Origin of the sequence: Candidatus Poriferisodalis sp., from assembly GCF_965208485.1 — a bacterium.
Lineage (GTDB): Bacteria > Actinomycetota > Acidimicrobiia > Acidimicrobiales > Poriferisodalaceae > Poriferisodalis.
Genome location: NZ_OZ242344.1, coordinates 2,488,319 through 2,506,780 on the forward strand (window position 1 = coordinate 2,488,319; position 18,462 = coordinate 2,506,780).

Here is an 18,462-nt window from a genome sequence, read left to right on the forward strand (position 1 = left end):
GTCACCATGTGCAGGTATGTGGACACCGCACTAGGGCGCCTGCGGCGGGCGCGTCCGCTTCCCGCCGTGAACTGATGGCTCAGCGCACCAGATGAGCCGCATCACCTCCAACGCGTCGAGTACGTCTGAGGGCAAGCCGAGGACGTCATGGAGCACTGCAACGTCGAGCACCTGCCGCTGAGCGTCCCGGTAGGCCTCATTGGCAGGCAGCAACGGCTCATTGCGTTCACGCTCGGCCAGATCACCAAGACGTACGACCTGCTTGTCAGACAGCGAGCGCGGATCGAGGATGGGGATTCGACCCAGCGTCGTAACCGTGAGATTGGCCCTGCCCTGCTGCTGCCGACCCGAGACTGACCAGCGGGCGATTAGCCCCAGAGTGGTGTTGAGCCACAAGGCCACCACCGATTCCCACTGCGGCTCGTGCAGCACGAACGATGGCCACGCGCGCCCGCCGATCGTTGGTTCTGCAGTCAGGCAGGCACCGAGCGGCTGACTGTTCACCTGGAAGTCGCAGTTCACATGCAGACGCGTCGCCGAAGCCCAGATTCGCAACGCTTGGACTCTCATGCCGTCACGGGTTCGTCCCAGCCGGTCAGGCGCCACCTGCAGCGCAGACTCGCGCCCTGAGCCAGCGTCATGGGCCCACAGGATCGGGTACGAGGCAGCTTGGCCGAGAGCCATTTTCTCCAGATCGAACGGGCCACGCGCCACTCCGGTGCGTGGATCGGCACCATTGATGTCCCGATGCACCGGGCCGGGCGTCCCGAGTTGGGCAAGCTCGCAGAGCGGCAGCGGTACGGACGGGTGGCGGGGCAGGTCGAGGCTGCCACGGGCGAGTCCTGCTGCGCACATGGCGAGATCGGGATCCGCAATCGCGCTCAAGCGGGTGCCATCGGCCATGTCGCCTCGCGACACATAGCCCACCACGTCATCGCCGACGAGCACCCGGCCCGAAGCTGAGTCTCTCTCGGCCTTGGCGATGGCCTGTGCCGTCCAGACCGCTTCGGTCTCCGAGTCAGGGCGGGCTCGCAACGAGACCCACAACGGCCGTGCCGCCACGCTGGACTTGCGTACAGGCGCCTTGCGGGCGATAACGAGCGCTTCGGCCATGTGCGTGTCGGCGGAGAAGGCCCGCTGGGTGCTGCCATGCGAAGCAATCGACACGAACGTCACGTCGTCGCAGTAGCGCTCGAACATCTCTCGTGCGCCAGCCCACGCGCCGCCGGCAATCGACGAGAACGGAAGCACGAAGGCGATGACGCCGCCGGGGCGTGTCTTGGCGAACGCCAAGTCGAGAAAATACGACGCAAGCCCCGCGTTGCCGTGCCCAGCCCTCGGCTTTCGGATGTGTCGGCTCAGCACCCGCAGCCGGGCGCTCATAGCGGCCTGATGCTCGTCTTCGGTTCCGAGACCGGCGAACGACGGCACCGGCACTCCCGCCGCTGCCGCTGTCTCGTGGTTGGTCGGCCGTGTGTAGGGCGGATTCATGATGCAGAGGTCGAGGGTGCCGTCATCGAGGTCCATGTGCGGCACGGCATCGTTCTCGACGCCAGAGGTGCGCTCGATGCGGCGAATGTCCCGCCAGTGGGACACCGAGACCCCGCCTTCGCCCAGCAGTTCGAGCGAGCCGATGGCAATCTCGGCGTTCGCTCCGTGTTTGCCGTTCGCTTCGATCTCGGCTGTCGAGCCGTAGTCCACCAAGTGAATGCCGCAGTGCCCGAAACTGGTCTGCGGCTGCACGGAGGCCAGCATGGTCGTGGTCAGGTGCGCCGCCGCCGGCATGATGTCTGCCCCGATGAGGCCATTCTCGATCAAGGCCGTGTGGAGCGCCGCGTCGTCGAGCTCGGACCGGCGAGCACGAGCCAATGTCCGTCGATACGCGGCCGACAAGAGCGACCCGGTCCCGCAGGCAAAGTCGGCGATGCGCAGGGCAGCGACTGCATTCTCGTCAGCCCAGTCGACATCGAGGCGGTCGAGCGCCAATTCGGCCAGCAGCGTCGCCGCGGCAGGCAACGTATAGAACGTCGCCAGGAACTTGCGGTCGGCGATCATCGTGCCGAACAGTTGGCCTGTCATGTCCTGAACTTGGTTCGCCCCCGCGTCTCGCATCGTCTCGGCAGCCTCCGCGAGCACCTTGCACAGCAACAGGACGTCTTCGCCGTGCAGCAGCCGAATGATCTCAACAGCAACGGAGAAAATCGGTACGTAGTTGACCTCCATGATCTGCTCAAAGGCTCGGATGATCTCGCGCTTGGACATATCGCCCGAACGGCGGGACCGGCTGCGGACCGCATCCAAGTCCGGTGTCGAGTGGTGCGCGGCTATCGCTTCTTGGAACAGGAAGGCGTTGACGACGATCGAGGCGGCCATCTTCCAGGTCTGCTCGGATGATTCCTGATGCAGCACCTCGCTGATCCGCTGATGAACAGCGTTCCCGAACCCTGCGCGCATCCCCGCTGCGACGTTCCCGGCCCGCTCCAAGGCGTCCGCGGCCTCGTCGAGCCGCCGTCGCGACACCAAGACGGACTCGATGGTGGCAGCCAGATCCGACGGTGATCCCGAAATCCAGCCGCTGCCCGGGCGGCGGATTGGTGCCTGTTGGGTGAACAGTGCCCATTGCACGTCGTTGGAAGCCGCCAAGCGGGCCCGCCTGTCCTCGAATGACCCGCCATCGGCGCCGGCCCGAAAGCGCTGAGGCAGGATGACTGCTATCACGGTCTCGACCGGTATCGGTGCGTCGACGAGGCGGACTCCCAACCGTGCCTGCGCATCCTTCTCGACTTCGGCCGCAGGGCTGAACTCGACCTCGATGACGACCGGAGCGGCGCGGGGTACGTCGATGGTGATGTCGGGCTGGAGTCCGGCGGCACCCTCGATGCGACCGGTCTCCTCCCATCGAACCGCCCAACGGGGACGCAAGCTCTCCAGCAAAGCGCCCAGAACGACGTTCTCGGCTTTCTCGGTGCGTGGCATGCGGTTCCCTTCTTTGCGGCCGCTGATCGCGCGGCAGGAACGCGCTGTGTGCGGGTTCATTGTGCATGGCGGCAGTGACAGAGCGCGTGACCCCGCCGCACCGGTGACTGCGCCAGACTGAGCCTCTAGTTGGCATCGCCTGCAGCGCGCGCTGCGCTGGCGGCGTCCCAAGACCCAGCCCGCGGCTCGACGAGGAGCAACGCCATGACCTACACCGCGCCGACCGACAGGTTCCGCTTCGATGCGCTGCGCGGCGGGGTAGAAGGCAAGCGGGTCCTCATCACCGGTGCCGGCAAAGACGGTGGCATCGGTCAGGCGATGGCCCTGAGCACAGGCCTCAACGGTGCCGACTCGGTCGGCATTCACTTCCATCGCAGCTACGAGGACGGGTTCGACCTGGTGGACCGCCTGCGCGACGAGGGCGTGCACGCCTTCCCCGTGCAGGCTGATGTCACCAACCTGCGAGACCTGTGGGCCATCCGCAGCTACGTCATCGACCAGATGGGCGGCCTGCCGCCGAACCTGGTGATCTGCAATTCGGGGCTGACCGAATCGGGCTACAACCTCGGGCGCACGCTGCGCCAGGTGGAGGGCGAATCCACGTCGCTGCGGCGGGCCCGGGTGCGCCAGCACTTCATCGACAATCTTGAGCAGTCACGGCTGGTGCTCGACACCAAGGTCGACGGCTTCCTGGCGTCGACGCACTTGTGGGCAGGCGAGGCGGTGCACGCCGGCGAGCAAGCCCAGTTCGTGTATGTGTCATCCCGCCAGGCGGTTGACCCTGGTCCGGCGGTGCCCGGCTATGCGCTCAGCAACTGGGCGGTGCTGCAGCTGCCGAAGGTCCTCAAGGTGAACTTGGGCCGCAGCGCCGACCTGGTGAGCTGTTTCACACTGCTGCTGCCGTTCGTGCGCACCGGCATGACCAACGAGTACGCCGGCAACGAGCGGGTCTTCGGCCGCTGGCAGCCCCGGATGCTGGAGCCGTGCGAGATGGCCGAGGCGTTCATGGCGCTGCTGGCCCGCCCGACCGACGAGACCGACGGGGCGATGTACGAGCTGATGGTGAGTGCCGCCGCCGAGACCGGCCAAGCCGACCCGGTCGGCCCGCCGGCGGTCGAGCTGATCTGGCACCGGCTGGCCCTCAACCTGGACGAGCAGCCTGTCGACTGGAGCGCCGCCGAGCCGCTGCGCTTCGCCTGAGATCAGCCATCATCCTGCGAATGGCCATGATCAGAAAACAACAAGAGTCAACAAAGTTCGGCCTGTAAAGGTACTGAGAGCCGCACCCCGAAGGGTGCGGCTCTCAAGGGCCTAGCGCTGGTGCGCCGAGCTGGACTCAGACCCGCCTCGGACGGTTCGATTCCGTCTAGGTCCACCAGTGACCCTAGGGCCACGCACCCAATCTACACAAGCCGATTCTCCACCCAGAGCACCGGCGGGCTGAACAGTATACTTCACATTTTTCATTAGGCAAACTTTATACAACGTGAGAACTGTGGCTATAGTACGTCGCCATGCTCACACCACCATCCCCCTCCACACCGCTGATTCCGCCCGCGCCTCGGTCATCGCGTCGCCGCAGACGACTGAGGGGCCTAGTCGCGCTCGCCGTCAGCGCCGCCTTGATCGCGAGCGCCTGCGGGTCCGTACGCACACTGGAAGGTCCCGCTGCGGCGATCTACAACGGCGACTGCGCCGAGGCCGACCACCGGCGGCTCACCGTGTACTCCGGCCGCACTGAGAACCTGATCCAACCCGTGCTCGACGCGTTCGAGTGCGAGACCGGCGTCGATGTGGCGGTCCGCTGGGGCGCCTCGAACGACTTGGCGCTGCTGCTGGCCGAGGAAGGCGACCGCACCAGCGCCGACGTGTTCCTGTCGCGCTCGCCCGGCCCGGTGGGCTTCCTGGAGAGCAAGGGCCTGCTCGGCGCCGTCAACGCAGACGTCGCCGGTCTCGTCAACGGCGAGAACCGTTCCGCTGCACTCACCTGGGTCGGGTTCACCGGACGCAAGCGGGTGCTCGTCTACAACGCCGACAACGTGGTCGCCGACGAGCTGCCGGCGTCGGTGTTCGACCTCACCGACGAGCGCTACCGCGGCCGGGTGGCAATCCCGGCCACGAACGGCTCCTTCGTGGACTGGTTCACGGTGTTCCGGCACCAGCACGGCGACGACGCAGTCACCCAATGGCTCGGCGACATGGTGGCCAACGACGCCCGCTACTACCCCAACAACCGGTCCATCGTGGAGGCCGCCGGCCGCGGCGAGATCGACATGGGCCTCGTGAATCACTACTACCAGTACCAAGTGGCTGAGGCCATCGGTGACGGTCACCGGGCGGCGAACTGGGAATTCACCGGTGATGACATCGGATCGCTGCTCATCATCACCGCGGCCACCGTCACGGCCGCCAGCGAGCACACCGTCGCAGCCAACGAGTTCATCGCCTACCTGCTGAGCGCTCCGGCGCAGCAGTACTTCAGCAGCGAGACCCTCGAGTACCCGCTGGCTGCAGGGGTCGCTCCGGCCGATGTCCTGCCAAGCCTCGAAGGACCTGAGGTCGGAAGTCTCAGCTTCGACTCGCTCGGCGAGGGATTCGCCCGGTCCACTGAGATCATCGAGGCCAGCGGCATCCTGAACGAGTGACACCGGTGCAGCCTGTTGCTTCCGCCGGCCCACTCGGGTGGCTGAGATGACCACCACCACCCGGCCACGACGCAGCACGGCACCGCCGGCGCTGCGCCTCGCCGGTGTGGTGCTGGCATTCGGGTTCGCCTTCCCCGGCGTGTACTTGGTGTACCGGGCGCTGCGCGACGGCACTGGCCTCGACGGGCTGCTGTGGAGCGCGCGCACGCTCGGCCCGCTGTGGCGGTCGCTGCGGCTGGCCGTGTCGGTCTCGGCGTGCGCACTGGTGTTGGGTACTGGCCTAGCATGGCTCACCGCCCGCACCGACCTGCCGCTGCGCCGGCTGTGGCGAGTGCTGCTGCCGCTGCCGCTCGTGTACCCCACCTTCGTCGGCGCGGCGGCGTTCATCCGCACGCTCAACCCCGGCGGCCTGGCCAACGACCTGCTCGCATACATCGGCATCACGGCGCTGCCCGAACTGCGCGGGTTCTTCGGCACCTGGCTGGTGCTGCTGCTGATGACCTACCCCTACGTGTACCTGCCGGTTGCCGCCCGGCTGCGCCAGCTCCCCGGCAGCCTCGAAGAGAGCGCACGGATGCTCGGCGACAGTGCCTTCGCGGTGTTCCGCCGCATCTGCCTGCCCTACGCGGGCACCGCCATCTGGGCGGGCACGCTGCTGGTGTTCCTCTACACGCTCAGCGACTTCGGCGCTGTACAACTGATGCGCTACGACACGCTGACGCGCGCCATCGCCACGAACCACCTCGCGAACCCGCCAGTGGCATTGGCGCTCAGCCTCATGCTGCTGGTGCTCGCAGCGGCGGTGGTGCTGGCTGAGCGGTGGTTCTCCCGTCGGCTGCCCGACGGCGCTCGCACGGGCTCGAACCGGCCCCTCGACTACCGCTTGGGTCGCTGGAAGCCCGCCGCTGCGGCGGCGGTTGCCATCACCGTGTTCGCGAGCGTTGCCGCGCCCTTCATCGCGCTCGTGGACTGGGCACAGCGCGGCATGCTGCGCTCGATGACCGGCGAGCGGGCGCTCGCGGTCGACTACGGCAGCATCGCGGACGCCACGTTCAACACCGTGTGGGTGAGCGTCGTGGCTGCGGCCATCTCGGTGGCGGCGGTGCTGCCCATCGCCATGCTGGTGGGACGGCACCGGTCCCGCACCGGGTCACTCGCGCACGCCGTGGTCATCAGCACATTCGCGCTGCCCGGGCTGCTGATCGCGCTGTCGATGCGCTTCTGGGTGCTGCGAACCGACTTGGTGCTCGAGCTGCTCGGCGACACGACCGGGCTGCTGATCTTTGCCTACATCGTGCGCTTCGGGTCGCTCGCCATGGGCATCAGCGTCGTGGCGGTGCGCAGCGTGCCCGAGCGGCTGGGAGACTCCGCCCGGCTGCTCGGCGCCGGACCGGTGCGGCGCTTCTTCACCGTGGACATGCCGGTGATGGGGCCGGCGCTCGGCGCAGCCGGCGGGCTGGTGCTGCTGTCGGTGATGAAAGAGCTGCCGATCAGCCTGTTCGTGTCGCCGCTGGACTTCTCCACGCTGACCACCCGCATCTTCGGCTCGTTCGAGGACGCGTTCATCGCCGAAGCCGGGCTGATGAGCGTGATCCTGGTCGTGCTGTCGTTCGCGCTGACGTGGTTCTTCGTGGTCCGCCGACAGGACCCCACCTGAGCGACGACGCAGCCGCCTGCGAGGGCAGCGCCGGAAGCTGGTTCAGCGGTGATCCACCATCACGTGCTCTTTGGCCAGGAACATCACCGAGCGTCCGAAGTCGATGAAGTTGGCTTCGTCCTCGTAGGCACGACGCGACGCCGCCCGGTTCTCGGGGATCGCGTTGCCCATGGCGCTGCGGTCCATCCACACCTCGGCATGGCCGGTGTAGTGCTCCACCACCGAGCCTCGCGAGCGGTTGATGGCCGCGGTGAACGAGTGCTCGTCGGCGTGGACCTGTTGGTAGCGCAGGATCCCCGACGACTGCGCCTGACGCCGGATGATCGGCCCGTGATGCGTCCGCCAGTACCACTGGGCATCTTCGATGCTGAGCGACGGCAGGTGACGGAACGAGAAGTACAGCTTCACCAAGCTGGAGCGGTCGGTGGCAGCGATGTTCTCCGGCGTGGGGTTCACCTGGGGGTACTCGTAGCAGTAGTACGCCGAGGAGTTCTTGATGTCCAGGAAGTTGAGCTCGTCCTCGACCAGCGCGCGGTCGAATTCGCGGCCGGCGTCGGTGCGCATCGCGGACAGCATCGACTCCTTCGACTCCCACCAGACCTCGGCCACCCCGTCGTAGGGCTCTTCCATCTCTCCGCGGCGGCCCGGCAGGCGGCTGTGGTCGTCGCTGGTGGTGTGCACCTGGACGTAGCGCAGCATCTTGGCCGTCGCTGAGTGCGATACCACCAGCGGGCCGTGCACGTTCAGCCAGTAGTCCTGCATCTCGGCCCGGCTCATGCCTGTCTTGCGCCGCAGCAAGTACGTCAGTCGCAGCATCGCTCGCCTCCCCCGCCGTCAGGCAACACGGCTCAGGCGGCGCGGCGTGCGCCGCGGCTGAGGCAGTCGGCACCCCAGCGGGCCATGTCCGCGTCGAGGTCGAGCGGGATGTTGCGGGGCGCATCGGGTTCGTACAGCTCCGGCGGCACCTCCCACATGACCTCAAACTCGATGCCGTCGGGATCGTGGCAGTACAGGCTGCGGCTGACGCCATGGTTGTTCTCGCCCACCAGCGCACCCATCTCGGACAGCCGGTCCTTGGCCGCGGCCAGCTCCGCCAGCGTGGCCACCTCCCAGGCCAGGTGATAGAGCCCCACGTGACGGGCCGGGGCGCCCTCGCCGGCTGCGTCGAACAGACCGAGGTCGTGGTCGGTGTTGGAGTCAGGTGACGCCATGAACACCGCCGTGCCGTAGCGGTTCACCACTTCCAGCCCGATCGCCTGGCGGTAGAAGCTGGCGGAAGCCTCGGGGTCGTTCACCCACAGCACTGCGTGTCGCAAGCCCAGCGTGGCCATGCGGCTGATCGTACTGACGGCCTCCGCCCGTCAGGGCAGCCGCAGCTTGATTCCGCCGATCGCAGCGTCGTCAGGGTCATGCAGCGCGTTGGTGGCCTCAAGCTGGCCGTCGGTCGCGCCTCGGTCGTACCAGGGCATCGCGGCCGTCCATCGCCATGCGAAGCTCATGACCCTCACCAGTGCTGCGACGTCGTCGGCCTGTGTCGTTGAGGTTCGCCGCAGGCTGCTGATGTACTCGTTGCGATACACGGCGGGAATGATGATTCGCGCGGCATCGACCGCCGACAACTCGGCGTTCATCATGACCCGCGCCACACGGCCGTTGCCGTCAGTGAACGGATGGACCTCGGCGACGAGGAACATCATGAACAGAGCTCGCCGCATGCCGGCAGGGACCGACCCTGCCAACTCGAATCCCCGACGCAGTGTTCCCTCCACCAGTTGAGGTTCAACGAATACGAATGCCCCGACTTGGTTGTTCTTCCGCTTCCACTCGCCTGGCGCCAACTCGGGGCGGCCGCCCATGATCATCCGGTGGCGCTCGCGCAGCAGGCCCAAGAATCCGTCAGCGTCGCGCGCTACCGACTTGCGTCCAACGGTGTCGGCGACACAGCGATATGTGCCCAGGATGTCGTGACCGTCGGCCGGACGGTCGGCCGGCGGTTGCTGTGTGTCGACGATCTGGCGTGCTTCGGACACGCTGAACACCGCGCCTTCGATGTAGTTGGAGAAATAGCTCTCAAAAAACGGCAGCGTCTCGGCGTCGGATCCAGCCGGCAGCCAGCCGGGCACGTCCGTGTCCTCGTAGGCGGTCAATCCCTGCGCCAGCCGGTTGAACATCTCCAGCCTTCGCTCATCCCACGCTCGACCGCTCGTGTAGGCCAAGAGCAGCTGACCGCCAGCAGGACGTGCGGATTCATCACCGTCCAGCCGGGCGAACAGCCGGTCTATGAGTTCGACGCGTTCAGGGCGGCCGACAGCTTCGGCCAGCGCAATCGCGTCGTCGTGCAGTCGCGCGAGGCGCTCGGTTCCCCACGTGATGGCTTTTGCAGCCAGCCAGTCCTCCAATTCGGCCAGAGACAGCGTTCGGGGCACCCGTCCGCCGCGACTGCGGGACAGGGCGAGGTTGTCCACCACGATGCGCGCAGGGCTGGACATCGCAAGGCCGTTGGGCCAAGGAAGATCGGAAGATGGTTCGTCGAATGACACACCTGAGCGGATATGCACCTGCAGCCCCGGCAACTGGAGCGGTTTGCGCCCGCGTTCTACGGCAACGAACAGGCAGCCGTTGCTCGGACTGCCGTTGCGAGCGGCCGAGCGATCTACGACGATCGCGCCAGGCAGCAAGCGACCCAAGATGGGCCAGCGGTTCGCCGCCACGATGTCTGCAGGATCACTCGCGAGGTCAGCGGAGTACAGCCGGGATGCCAGCCGGCGGATCCGACCCGCAGCGACAGCCCGTCCCAGAGTGCTCCTCGATGCCACGTCGTCGAAGAAGACCGTGCGCCGCCCGGTCGGCCACGGCGTGGACCTACTGCGTGTCATGGTGAGACGCTAACGGTTCGAGAGCTTCATTCTGACGCATTTTCGGCCCGTGTAACATATTCGATCCAGTCGAAATCAGTTCGAGAACTTGACTCTGCGACACAATGAGGACAAATAGCGGCATGGGGCGGGGGTGTCGTGCTGCGTGCGGGGGTCGGTTGCGGCAGGAGTGTCGTGCTGTGAATCAGTTGCGGCGGGCCTCGGAGTAGGGGATGTCCTTGGCGTCGTCGGGCTCCTTGGGCAGGCCGAGGACCCGCTCGCCGATGATGTTGCGCTGGATCTCGTCGGTGCCGCCGGCGATCGACATGGCCGGCGTGGACATCAAGATCTCTGACACGACGCCGTCGGCGTTGGAGACGGGGCCGACCAGCATCCCCATCGATCCGGCGATCATCGTGTGGGCGACATGGCAGGCCCGCGCCGTCACCGACATGTTCAGCTTGGTGAGCGAGCCCTCGGGGCCGGGCGGCTTGCCGGCGGCACGTGCGGCGCGGGCACGCTGGGTAGTCCACCCCGAGATGCGCCGCAGCGTCTCGACCCGGGCGATCTGCTGGCGCACCACAGGATCGGCGACGCGGCCAGTGCGCTGCGCCTCGGGGATGACCAGATTCGCCCGCCCCGCTCGCTGCGGGTACCACTTGTAGGTGGCGAAGTACTCGTCGCTCTCCTGCTTGGCCCGCTCGACCGTCGGCCCGCCGTCGGTCGGGTAGCGCGGGCGGCGCGTGGCCACCGCGGCCCGTTCGTGCGTCAGCGTCGTGAGGCCGATGCGCCAGCCGTCGCCGGGGCTGCCGACCAGCTCGTTTCCGGGCACCCGGGCATCTTCGAAGAACACCTCGTTGAACGTCGCGTGTCCGTTCATCTGGCGCAGCGGGCGCACCTCCACGCCCGGCTGGTCCATCGGGATGAGGAAGTACGAGATGCCCTGGTGCTTGGGCACGTCCCAGTTGGTGCGCGCCATCAGGATGCCGAAGCGGGCCTTGTGCGCTCCCGAGTTCCACACCTTCTGGCCGTTGACGATCCACTCGTCGCCGTCGCGGTCGGCCCGGGTCACCAGTCCCGCCAGGTCCGAGCCGTTCGTGGGCTCGGAGAACAGCTGGCACCACTTGTGCTCGCCGGTCAGGATCGGGCGCAGGTGGCGCCGCTTCTGATCGTCATCGGCGTGGGCCAGCAGCGTCGGCGCCACGAGGTACATGCTGACGCCCGCCGCCACGCCGACGGCACCCACCGCGTCGAACTCGGCGGCGACCACGGCGTCCATCGAAGCCGGCAGCCCCCGTCCGTGCCACTGCGTCGGCCACGACGGGGTGCCCCATCCGGTGTCGGCCAGCAGGTTGCGCCACTCGATGAGCGGCCGCTCCCGGTGCCAGTGCTCCTCCAGCCACGTGCGGGCCTCGTCACGAACCTCGTCGACGCCGGCCATGCGCGCAGCGTAGAACCGCAGCCCAAGCGGCAGCACGTTCATGGTCTGGCGCGGCTCGGTGAGGGTGTTCCTTCCATGATCGTTTCACACAATCATTCCGCCGTGAGGTGATGATTAATATTCATCACCTCACGGCGGATAAATGGGTAGTATCGCGCGCGTGATCTACGAAGTGCCCGACATGACGGCCACCGACGCGGCTGTCGCGGATGAAATCGAGCGTCTGCGGGAACAGCTCAGGCCGTATCTCCGCATGCGACGACGTTGGTACGGCACACTTCGTCGCGCCCAATTCGCGCGCGCTGTTCAAGGCTCGAACTCAATCGAGGGGTACCACGCCAGCGTTGAGGATGCGGCCGCTGTCATCGATCACGATGAGCCGATCGCCGAGGTGTCCGAAGACACCGTCAGCGCTGTGGCCGGCTACCGCGACGCCATGACCTACGCGCTCCAGCTCGCAGCCGGCGTGTCGCCGAGAGATCGCCTTCGCGACCCGTCGGCACACGACACAGCAGGCCCGGAAACGGGCAACTCAGCGGCGCCGCTGCCGGTCGACCTGTCGACGCTCCGGTCGCTGCACTTCATGATGATCAAGCACGACCTCGCCCACAACCCGGGTCAACTGCGTCCAGGTGCGATCTGGGTTGCCGACGCCGACGGCGAGTCGGTGTATGACGCACCGGAGCGCCAGATCATCGAAGTCTTGCTCGATGAATTCTTCGAGCAGTGTGACCACCTGCTCTCCGATGACGCTGTGCCGACGATGGTTGCTGCCGCAATGGCGCACCTCAACTTGGTGCTGATCCATCCGTTCAGCGACGGCAACGGCCGGATGGCGCGCTGCGTGCAGACGCTGTTGCTCGCGGCTGCCGTCGCGCGGGACGACGACCCGCTCGCGCCGGAGTTTCTCAGCATCGAGGAGTACCTCGGACGCAACACCCTGGACTACTACGCAGCGCTCAGTGCAGTCGCCGGTGGCCGATGGTCGCCAGAGCGCAGTGCGCGCCCCTGGATCGAGTTCTGCTTGACAGCCCACCTTCGCCAGGCGCGCACCGTGCTGCGCCGAGTGCTCGACTTTGAGACGCTGTGGGATGCCTGCAGCCAGCTCGCTCAGCAGCGCGGGGTACCTGAACGCGCAGTAGGCACGCTCTGCGACGCGGCGCGCGGGTGGACCGTGCGCCGATCCCTGTACCGCACTCGGACCGAGACGAACGACGGCGAGAAGATCAGCGACGGCATGGCCTCGCGAGATTTGCAGATGATGGTGAGATCCGGGCTGCTCACCGCACTCGGCGACAAGCGTGGGCGGCGGTATCGCCCCTCAGCCGAACTCGCCGACATCTGGCAGCAGATCCGCAGCCTGCGCCTTGCACGCGACGACACCGACCCGTATCAAGCCGCACAGCCTCAGCTGTTCTAGAAGAAGCTCCGGGCCAGTTTCCACCTCCGCACGGCTCTCAGGCGAGGGTTACGTTGAGCCGATGGATTTGGGGCTGAAGGGAGGTCCTGCCGTTGATGACAGCTCGCGGCAGCGGGGTCATCGTCAACGTCATCGGCGTGGCGTCGGTGCGACCGCAGCCGTCATACATCGCGGGCGGGGTGGGCAACAGCGGCCTTGTGGCGATGACTGCTGCGCTCGGCAGCCGGAGCCTGCGAGACGGGGTGCGCGTAGTGGCCGTCAACCCTGGCCTGATCATCACCGACCGGATGGGCGACTTGCTCCGGCGCCAGGCCATCGACGAACTCGACGACGAGTCGCGCTGGGAGGAGTTGATCCCCGCCGACCCGGCGCCGGGCACGGTGGAGCAGGTGGCCGACGTGATGGCCTTCCTGGCATCGGACCGGGCGAGCCACGTCAGTGGCACCTCGGTCACCATCGACGGCGGCGCATCCGCTCGCTGAGGTAGCCGCTGCCCGGAGGGATCTCGGCTGGTCGGTAGTGTCCGGCGGCAAACGGGATAGGGGGAGGCAGCCGTGGATGTGCCGGACTTTCGGACAGTATCGGTGGAGGCGCTGACGGCGATGGTGAAGGACCGGACGCTGACGGCTGCGGCGGTGACCGAGCATGCGCTGGGGCGCATCGAGGCGCTGAATCCGCAGATCAACGCCTTCGTGGCGCTTGATGCCGAGGATGCTCGCGCTCAGGCCGCTGCCATCGACGAACGGCTCGACGGCGGGGAGAACGTGGGGCCTCTGGCGGGCATCCCCATCGGTGTCAAGGATCTGGCCGACGCCGCCGGATTCGTCACTGCACGGGGGGCGATGCACCTGCGGGACTCCCCGCCGGTCGCTGCGGACTCCACCGAAGTGGCGCGTATGCGGGCCGCCGGGGCGGTGATCTTGGGCAAGACCAACACGCCCGAGTTCGGCTGCATGGGCGACACCTACAACAGCGTCTTCGGCGCCACATGGAATCCGTGGAATCTGAGCCGCTCCGCGGGCGGTTCGTCGGGCGGCACGGCTGCGGCGGTGATGTCGGGCATGGTGCCGGTGGGAACCGGATCGGATGGCGGCGGCTCCATCCGCATCCCCTCGTCCATCTGCGGCATGTCGGGCCTCAAGCCCAGTCATGGGCGTGTGCCGAGCGGCCCGCCGCCGCCCGGGCTGCTGGACCTGTCGTGCGTCGGCCCGATGGCCCGCCGGATTCGAGACGTGGCCTACTGCCTCGACGCGCTGGTGGGGCCTCACCCCTCCGATCTGCGCAGCCTGCCGGCACCGACCGAGTCGTGGCGCGCCGCGCTGGATGATCCCCCGCTGCCGTCGAGAGTGCTGTGGGCGCCGTCAATCGACGGCGGGTCCGTGGACTCGGAGATCGTGGCGTCGTGTGCAGCGGCGGTGGAGCGACTGGCTGCCGAAGGTGTCGAGGTCGTCGAGATGGGGACGCTGTTCGATCCAGCGGATGCGGTGTCTCAGGCGTTCGTGCCGCTGTTCTTGATCGGTGCTATGGGGCCGGCGTTCCGGCCGCTGCTGGGCACGCCCGCGTGGGACGACATCACCGACTGGCTGGCCGTGGCGCTGGAGGAGATGTTCGAGCAGGTAACGGTGGACACGCTGGCTGCGGCACGGCAGCAATGTGGAGAAATGTCGATGCAACTCGGTGAAGTGATGGCCGGATTCGATGCGATGTTGCTGCCCACGATGGCGGGACAGACGCCGGTAGTGGGCGGGGGCGGGACCATCGACGGGGTCGAAGTCGAGAACTGGGTGCGCTTCACGCCGCTTGCAAACCTCACACGGCGCCCTGCAAGCACGGTGTGCTCGGGCCTCACCGCCGACGGCATGCCGATCGGGCTGAGCGTGCTGGGACCCCAAACCGACGACGTCGCCGTGCTGCAGACGACCGCCGTGCTCGAGGATCTGGTGGGTCTGGATCCGATGCCACCTGATCTCGACACCGATTGAGGCCGGATCGCGTCGCGCTGGAACTTGGCGGGAGCTGGTTGGAGGCGCATTCGCGGGCGCGCCCTCGATCCAGCCTGAGGGTTACGTTGGGCCGGTGGATGCGGACGATGTGATCGAGCTGCTCGGACTCGAGCCGCTCCCCGGCGAGGGCGGCCGGTGGGCCCAGACCTGGTGCGACGACCACTCGACGGCCATCTACTTCCTGCTTCGGCCAGACGACTTCTCCGCACTGCACCGGCTCGCCAGCCCCGAGCTGTGGCATCACTACGCCGGCGCAGCAGTGGACATGCTGCTGCTGGAGCCCGGCGGGTCGGTGCGCCGCCCCCGGCTCGGCGACGACTTGGCTGGCGGCGAGCGGCCGGTCGTGGTGGTGACGCCAGGGACGTGGATGGGAGCGGAGACTGCCGGGGACTGGTCGCTGGTGGGCACCACGATGGCCCCCGGCTACGACGAGGTCGGCTTCGAACTGGGCAACCGGGCCCAGCTCGCCGACGCATTCCCCGAAGCTGCTGCCGACATCGAGCGTCTCGCGCGGGAGGATCCCCGAGATGGCTGAGGACGCCGAACTGCGGCCGCCCGATGAGCTGATCCGGCTGGACGGCCGGGTCGTCTTGGTCACGGGCGCGAGCGGCGGTATCGGCACGGGCATCGCCCGGCGGCTGATGGCCGCAGGTGCCACGGTCGTGGCGCATACGCGGTCCTCTCCGGTCGATCACCTGGCCGATGCCGACGGCGCACCGATCGCTTCCGTGCAGGTTGACCTGGCTGAATCCGACGGGCCGCAGCGTGTAGTGGAGGTGGCGCTGAGGGAGTACGGCTGCATCGACGGGCTGGTCAACAACGCCGGCATCCAGCCGCTGGTGCACTTCGCCGAACTGAGCGACGCCGACTGGGCCGAGATGATCGACGTCAACCTGACCGCAGTGCATCGGCTGACCCACGCGGCGGCCACGGCGATGCGGGCCCAGGGCGAAGGCGGCTCGATCGTCCACATCGCCTCGATCGAGGCGCACCATCCCACCGACCTGCACGGTCACTACGCAACGGCCAAAGCGGGCATGGTCATGCATGCCCGAGCCGCAGCCGGCGCCTACGGCCCCGAGGGGATCCGTGTCAACAGCATCTCCCCCGGTCTCATCGACCGACCCGGGCTCGCCGACGACTGGCCAGAGGGTATGGCCCGATGGACGGCGGCGGCACCGCTCGGTCGCCTGGGCACGGCGTCCGATGTCGGCGATGCCTGCGTGTTCCTGTGCTCAGATCTGGCCAGGTGGATCACCGGCGTCGACCTGGTGGTCGACGGCGGGGTGCTCGTGCGGCCGACCTGGTGACTCAGCGGGCAGGAGGGGCGTAGATCAGCCCGCCCTCGGACCAGCGTGCGTTGGGGGTGCCGGCTCGGCGCAGCCCGACAGGTTCGAGATGGCGGGAGTAGATCTCGTCGTAGTTCCCGATCTGGGAGACCACCTGGTAGAACGCGTCGGGTCGCAGGCCCATCGCTGACTGCAGCTCGCCTTCCCCGCCGAGCAGGCGGATCGCCTCGGCGTCGAGCTGCCCGCTGCTGAGCAAGTCATCGACATTGGCCGAGGTGATGCCCTTCTCGTCGAAGATGATCGTCGCGTAGACCGTCCAGTTGACGATGTCGCCGAAGGCGGACTGGTTGGGCGGGTACACCGGGGCGAGCGGTTCCTTCGAGAACGGAAGCGCGGGGAAGATCACCCATTCCTGGTCGCCCTGCTGGCGGGCCCGGCGGCCGACGAGACCGGATCCGTCCGTCGTCATCGCATCGCAGGCACCGGCGATGAAGTTCTGCGTGATGATGTCGAGGTCTTCGAAGGTCTGCAGGCTGATGGTGATGCCGGCGGCGTCAGCAGCATCGGCCATGTTCTGCTCAGTGGTGGTGCCCGCCGTGGCGCACACGACGGCACCTGCAACGTCGGCCACGGTTGACTCCGACGTGAAACCGTCGCTGGCGCGGCCCATGAGCTGCTGCCCGTCGTAGAAGGTGACGGGCGCGAAGTCGAGAGCGAGTTCCGAGTCGCGGCTCTGGGTCCATGTCGTGTTGCGCACGAGCACGTCGATGACGCCGGTCTGCAGCGCCAGGAATCGCTCCGCCGAAGTGAGAGCCACGAAGTTCACCGCGTCGGCGTCGCCGAGGATGGTGATGGCAAGGGCCCGGCAGTAGTCCGCGTCGAAGCCGGTGGTGCTGCCGTCGGGCTGAGTTTCTGAGAACGCCACCGCGGCGCCGTACACCCCGCAGTTGAGAATGCCCCGCGATCGCACCGTCTCGAGCAGGTCCTCGCCCTGGGTCTGCTGCACCGGCACCGGTGTTGCCGGCTCCGCTGCGGTCTCTGGGGCGCGCCGACTCCGGAAGCGCAACCCGCGACCAAGAGCACCGCAGCGGCAACGGCTGCGATCAGTCGATGGCGGGCACGCATTCGTGTCACACCCCTTGGTGCACTGAACCCAAGACAAGACGCATGCGAAGAGCATGGTGGATGGAGACAGGGAAACCACGATGAACACCTCAACCGAGACCCGATCCCGAACGGGCGACTGGCTGCTCGCCATTGCCGTGGCGCTCGCCGGCTGCCTGCTGATCCTGAGCTGGAGCATGCCCGGCGGCTGAGTTGAGATCGCTACTGTCCTGCCAGCCGAGGCTGAGCTCTTCAGGAGGACAACATGCTGATCGACAATCCCCGGGGCGGGTATCGCTTCCTCACCGGCATCTCGCCGTTCTCCAGCGGCGTGGTCGCAGCAGCCGGTCACGAGATCGTTCACGCCACGCTGGGCGCGTACCTGCCGTGGCGCGAGGGCTTCGAGCTGATCGACGGGCACTTGTCAGCGCTCGGGCGAGAGCGGCAGGCGCTGTGCGCCATCGAGCTGCGGTGCCCTGCACCGTATTCGATGCCCGGCTTCATCGACTTCAACGCCGGTTACATCGAGCTGGTCCGCTCATGGGACCTCTACGTCGGCGATCACAACCCGATGGCCCGCACGAACGTGGCTCCGGCACACCACCCGCCTGCCGAGCCGGTACTGCACGCATTCTCGTACACCGTCGAGTCGGCCGACGCCCCGACGACCTTCGTCGTCTCGGGCGCGGGTGAGATCCCCGAGGCGACGCTCGACGACAACGAGATCATCCGCAAGGGCGAGACCCATCCCGAGGCAGTGCGCGAGAAGGCTGCCTTCGTGACCGCCACCATGGGCTCACGGCTGGCGGCCATGGGCGTCGGCTGGGAGCTGGTCACCACCACCGACGTGTACACGGTGTACATGCACGAGGGACTGCTGGAAGACGCCGTGATCGGGGCCATGGGCACGGCGACCCGCCATGGCCTGCGCTGGTACCGGTCGCGACCACCCGTCATCGACCTCGACTACGAGATGGATGTGCGCGGCGTGCGGCACGAGATCACGCTGTAGCGACGGTCTCAAGAGGACGGGCTGGCGACCGCGGCGAGCGAGCGGAACTACGCTCAGCAG

The 18,462-nt window shown here is 67.4% G+C and carries 15 protein-coding genes and 1 tRNA gene; 10 read left to right on the forward strand and 6 right to left on the reverse strand.

Going from position 1 to position 18,462, the window contains the following annotated elements:
- Window positions 1–30: 30 nt before the first annotated feature.
- Entirely contained in the window at window positions 31–2,976 is a 2,946-nt protein-coding gene (locus tag ACOGXQ_RS11645) for a hypothetical protein (protein ID WP_419943836.1), read from the reverse strand.
- A gap of 204 nt (window positions 2,977–3,180) precedes the next feature.
- On the opposite strand from ACOGXQ_RS11645, the gene ACOGXQ_RS11650 reads away from it, so the two are divergent.
- From ACOGXQ_RS11650 to ACOGXQ_RS11665, 4 genes are all read left to right on the forward strand, one after another.
- Window positions 3,181–4,176 (forward strand): SDR family NAD(P)-dependent oxidoreductase, encoded by a 996-nt coding sequence (locus tag ACOGXQ_RS11650; protein ID WP_419943837.1) that lies wholly within the window; start codon window positions 3,181–3,183, stop codon window positions 4,174–4,176.
- Window positions 4,177–4,283: 107 nt separating this feature from the next.
- A tRNA-OTHER gene (locus tag ACOGXQ_RS11655) sits at window positions 4,284–4,354 on the forward strand.
- Between the two features lie 244 nt (window positions 4,355–4,598).
- Complete coding sequence (locus ACOGXQ_RS11660) at window positions 4,599–5,621, forward strand: extracellular solute-binding protein (RefSeq protein WP_419943838.1); 1,023 nt, start codon at window positions 4,599–4,601, stop codon at window positions 5,619–5,621.
- 46 nt (window positions 5,622–5,667) lie between these two features.
- Entirely contained in the window at window positions 5,668–7,278 is a 1,611-nt protein-coding gene (locus ACOGXQ_RS11665; protein WP_419943839.1) for an ABC transporter permease, read from the forward strand.
- A 42-nt stretch (window positions 7,279–7,320) separates the two neighbouring features.
- On the opposite strand, the gene ACOGXQ_RS11670 is transcribed toward ACOGXQ_RS11665, so the two are convergent.
- From ACOGXQ_RS11670 to ACOGXQ_RS11685, 4 genes are all read right to left on the reverse strand, one after another.
- Entirely contained in the window at window positions 7,321–8,094 is a 774-nt protein-coding gene (locus tag ACOGXQ_RS11670) for an EthD domain-containing protein (protein ID WP_419943840.1), read from the reverse strand.
- 32 nt (window positions 8,095–8,126) lie between these two features.
- Entirely contained in the window at window positions 8,127–8,609 is a 483-nt protein-coding gene (locus tag ACOGXQ_RS11675) for a VOC family protein (RefSeq protein WP_419943841.1), read from the reverse strand.
- 30 nt (window positions 8,610–8,639) lie between these two features.
- Window positions 8,640–10,154 (reverse strand): Fic family protein, encoded by a 1,515-nt coding sequence (locus ACOGXQ_RS11680; RefSeq protein WP_419943842.1) that lies wholly within the window; start codon window positions 10,152–10,154, stop codon window positions 8,640–8,642.
- Window positions 10,155–10,338: 184 nt separating this feature from the next.
- A complete protein-coding gene (locus tag ACOGXQ_RS11685) occupies window positions 10,339–11,574 on the reverse strand; it encodes an acyl-CoA dehydrogenase family protein (protein ID WP_419943843.1) in 1,236 nt (411 codons plus the stop codon).
- A 160-nt stretch (window positions 11,575–11,734) separates the two neighbouring features.
- Between ACOGXQ_RS11685 and ACOGXQ_RS11690 the strand changes: the two genes are divergently transcribed.
- From ACOGXQ_RS11690 to ACOGXQ_RS11710, 5 genes are all read left to right on the forward strand, one after another.
- Window positions 11,735–12,994 carry a Fic family protein gene (locus ACOGXQ_RS11690; protein ID WP_419943844.1) on the forward strand — a complete coding sequence of 420 codons (1,260 nt, stop codon included), beginning with the start codon at window positions 11,735–11,737 and terminating at the stop codon, window positions 12,992–12,994.
- Between the two features lie 95 nt (window positions 12,995–13,089).
- Window positions 13,090–13,476: an SDR family oxidoreductase gene (locus ACOGXQ_RS11695; RefSeq protein WP_419947383.1), complete on the forward strand. Its 387-nt coding sequence runs from the start codon at window positions 13,090–13,092 to the stop codon at window positions 13,474–13,476.
- A 72-nt stretch (window positions 13,477–13,548) separates the two neighbouring features.
- Entirely contained in the window at window positions 13,549–14,976 is a 1,428-nt protein-coding gene (locus ACOGXQ_RS11700; RefSeq protein ID WP_419943845.1) for an amidase, read from the forward strand.
- A gap of 94 nt (window positions 14,977–15,070) precedes the next feature.
- On the forward strand, window positions 15,071–15,532 hold the full coding sequence (locus ACOGXQ_RS11705) for a cupin domain-containing protein (RefSeq protein WP_419943846.1): 462 nt from the start codon (window positions 15,071–15,073) through the stop codon (window positions 15,530–15,532).
- The gene (locus tag ACOGXQ_RS11710) at window positions 15,525–16,307 is read left to right on the forward strand and encodes an SDR family NAD(P)-dependent oxidoreductase (protein ID WP_419943847.1); all 783 of its coding nucleotides are present in this window, start codon (window positions 15,525–15,527) and stop codon (window positions 16,305–16,307) included. Before ACOGXQ_RS11705 ends, ACOGXQ_RS11710 begins: the two co-directional genes overlap by 8 nt.
- A gap of 1 nt (window position 16,308) precedes the next feature.
- Here ACOGXQ_RS11710 and ACOGXQ_RS11715 read toward each other — a convergent pair whose 3' ends face one another.
- Entirely contained in the window at window positions 16,309–17,298 is a 990-nt protein-coding gene (locus ACOGXQ_RS11715) for an amino acid ABC transporter substrate-binding protein (protein WP_419943848.1), read from the reverse strand.
- Window positions 17,299–17,655: 357 nt separating this feature from the next.
- On the opposite strand from ACOGXQ_RS11715, the gene ACOGXQ_RS11720 reads away from it, so the two are divergent.
- Window positions 17,656–18,402, forward strand: a complete 747-nt coding sequence (locus ACOGXQ_RS11720; RefSeq protein ID WP_419943849.1) for a RidA family protein — start codon at window positions 17,656–17,658, stop codon at window positions 18,400–18,402.
- The last annotated feature ends 60 nt before the right edge of the window (window positions 18,403–18,462 follow it).

Bases quoted from the DNA above. Each gene is read 5' to 3' on its own strand.
- ACOGXQ_RS11710 (WP_419943847.1), top strand. From the start codon at position 15,525: ATGGCTGAGGACGCCGAACTGCGGCCGCCCGATGAGCTGATCCGGCTG.
- ACOGXQ_RS11665 (WP_419943839.1), top strand. From the start codon at position 5,668: ATGACCACCACCACCCGGCCACGACGCAGCACGGCACCGCCGGCGCTG.
- ACOGXQ_RS11675 (WP_419943841.1), bottom strand. From the start codon at position 8,609: ATGGCCACGCTGGGCTTGCGACACGCAGTGCTGTGGGTGAACGACCCC.
- ACOGXQ_RS11680 (WP_419943842.1), bottom strand. From the start codon at position 10,154: ATGACACGCAGTAGGTCCACGCCGTGGCCGACCGGGCGGCGCACGGTC.
- ACOGXQ_RS11670 (WP_419943840.1), bottom strand. From the start codon at position 8,094: ATGCTGCGACTGACGTACTTGCTGCGGCGCAAGACAGGCATGAGCCGG.
- ACOGXQ_RS11685 (WP_419943843.1), bottom strand. From the start codon at position 11,574: ATGGCCGGCGTCGACGAGGTTCGTGACGAGGCCCGCACGTGGCTGGAG.
- ACOGXQ_RS11650 (WP_419943837.1), top strand. From the start codon at position 3,181: ATGACCTACACCGCGCCGACCGACAGGTTCCGCTTCGATGCGCTGCGC.
- ACOGXQ_RS11695 (WP_419947383.1), top strand. From the start codon at position 13,090: ATGACAGCTCGCGGCAGCGGGGTCATCGTCAACGTCATCGGCGTGGCG.
- ACOGXQ_RS11645 (WP_419943836.1), bottom strand. From the start codon at position 2,976: ATGCCACGCACCGAGAAAGCCGAGAACGTCGTTCTGGGCGCTTTGCTG.
- ACOGXQ_RS11720 (WP_419943849.1), top strand. From the start codon at position 17,656: ATGCTGATCGACAATCCCCGGGGCGGGTATCGCTTCCTCACCGGCATC.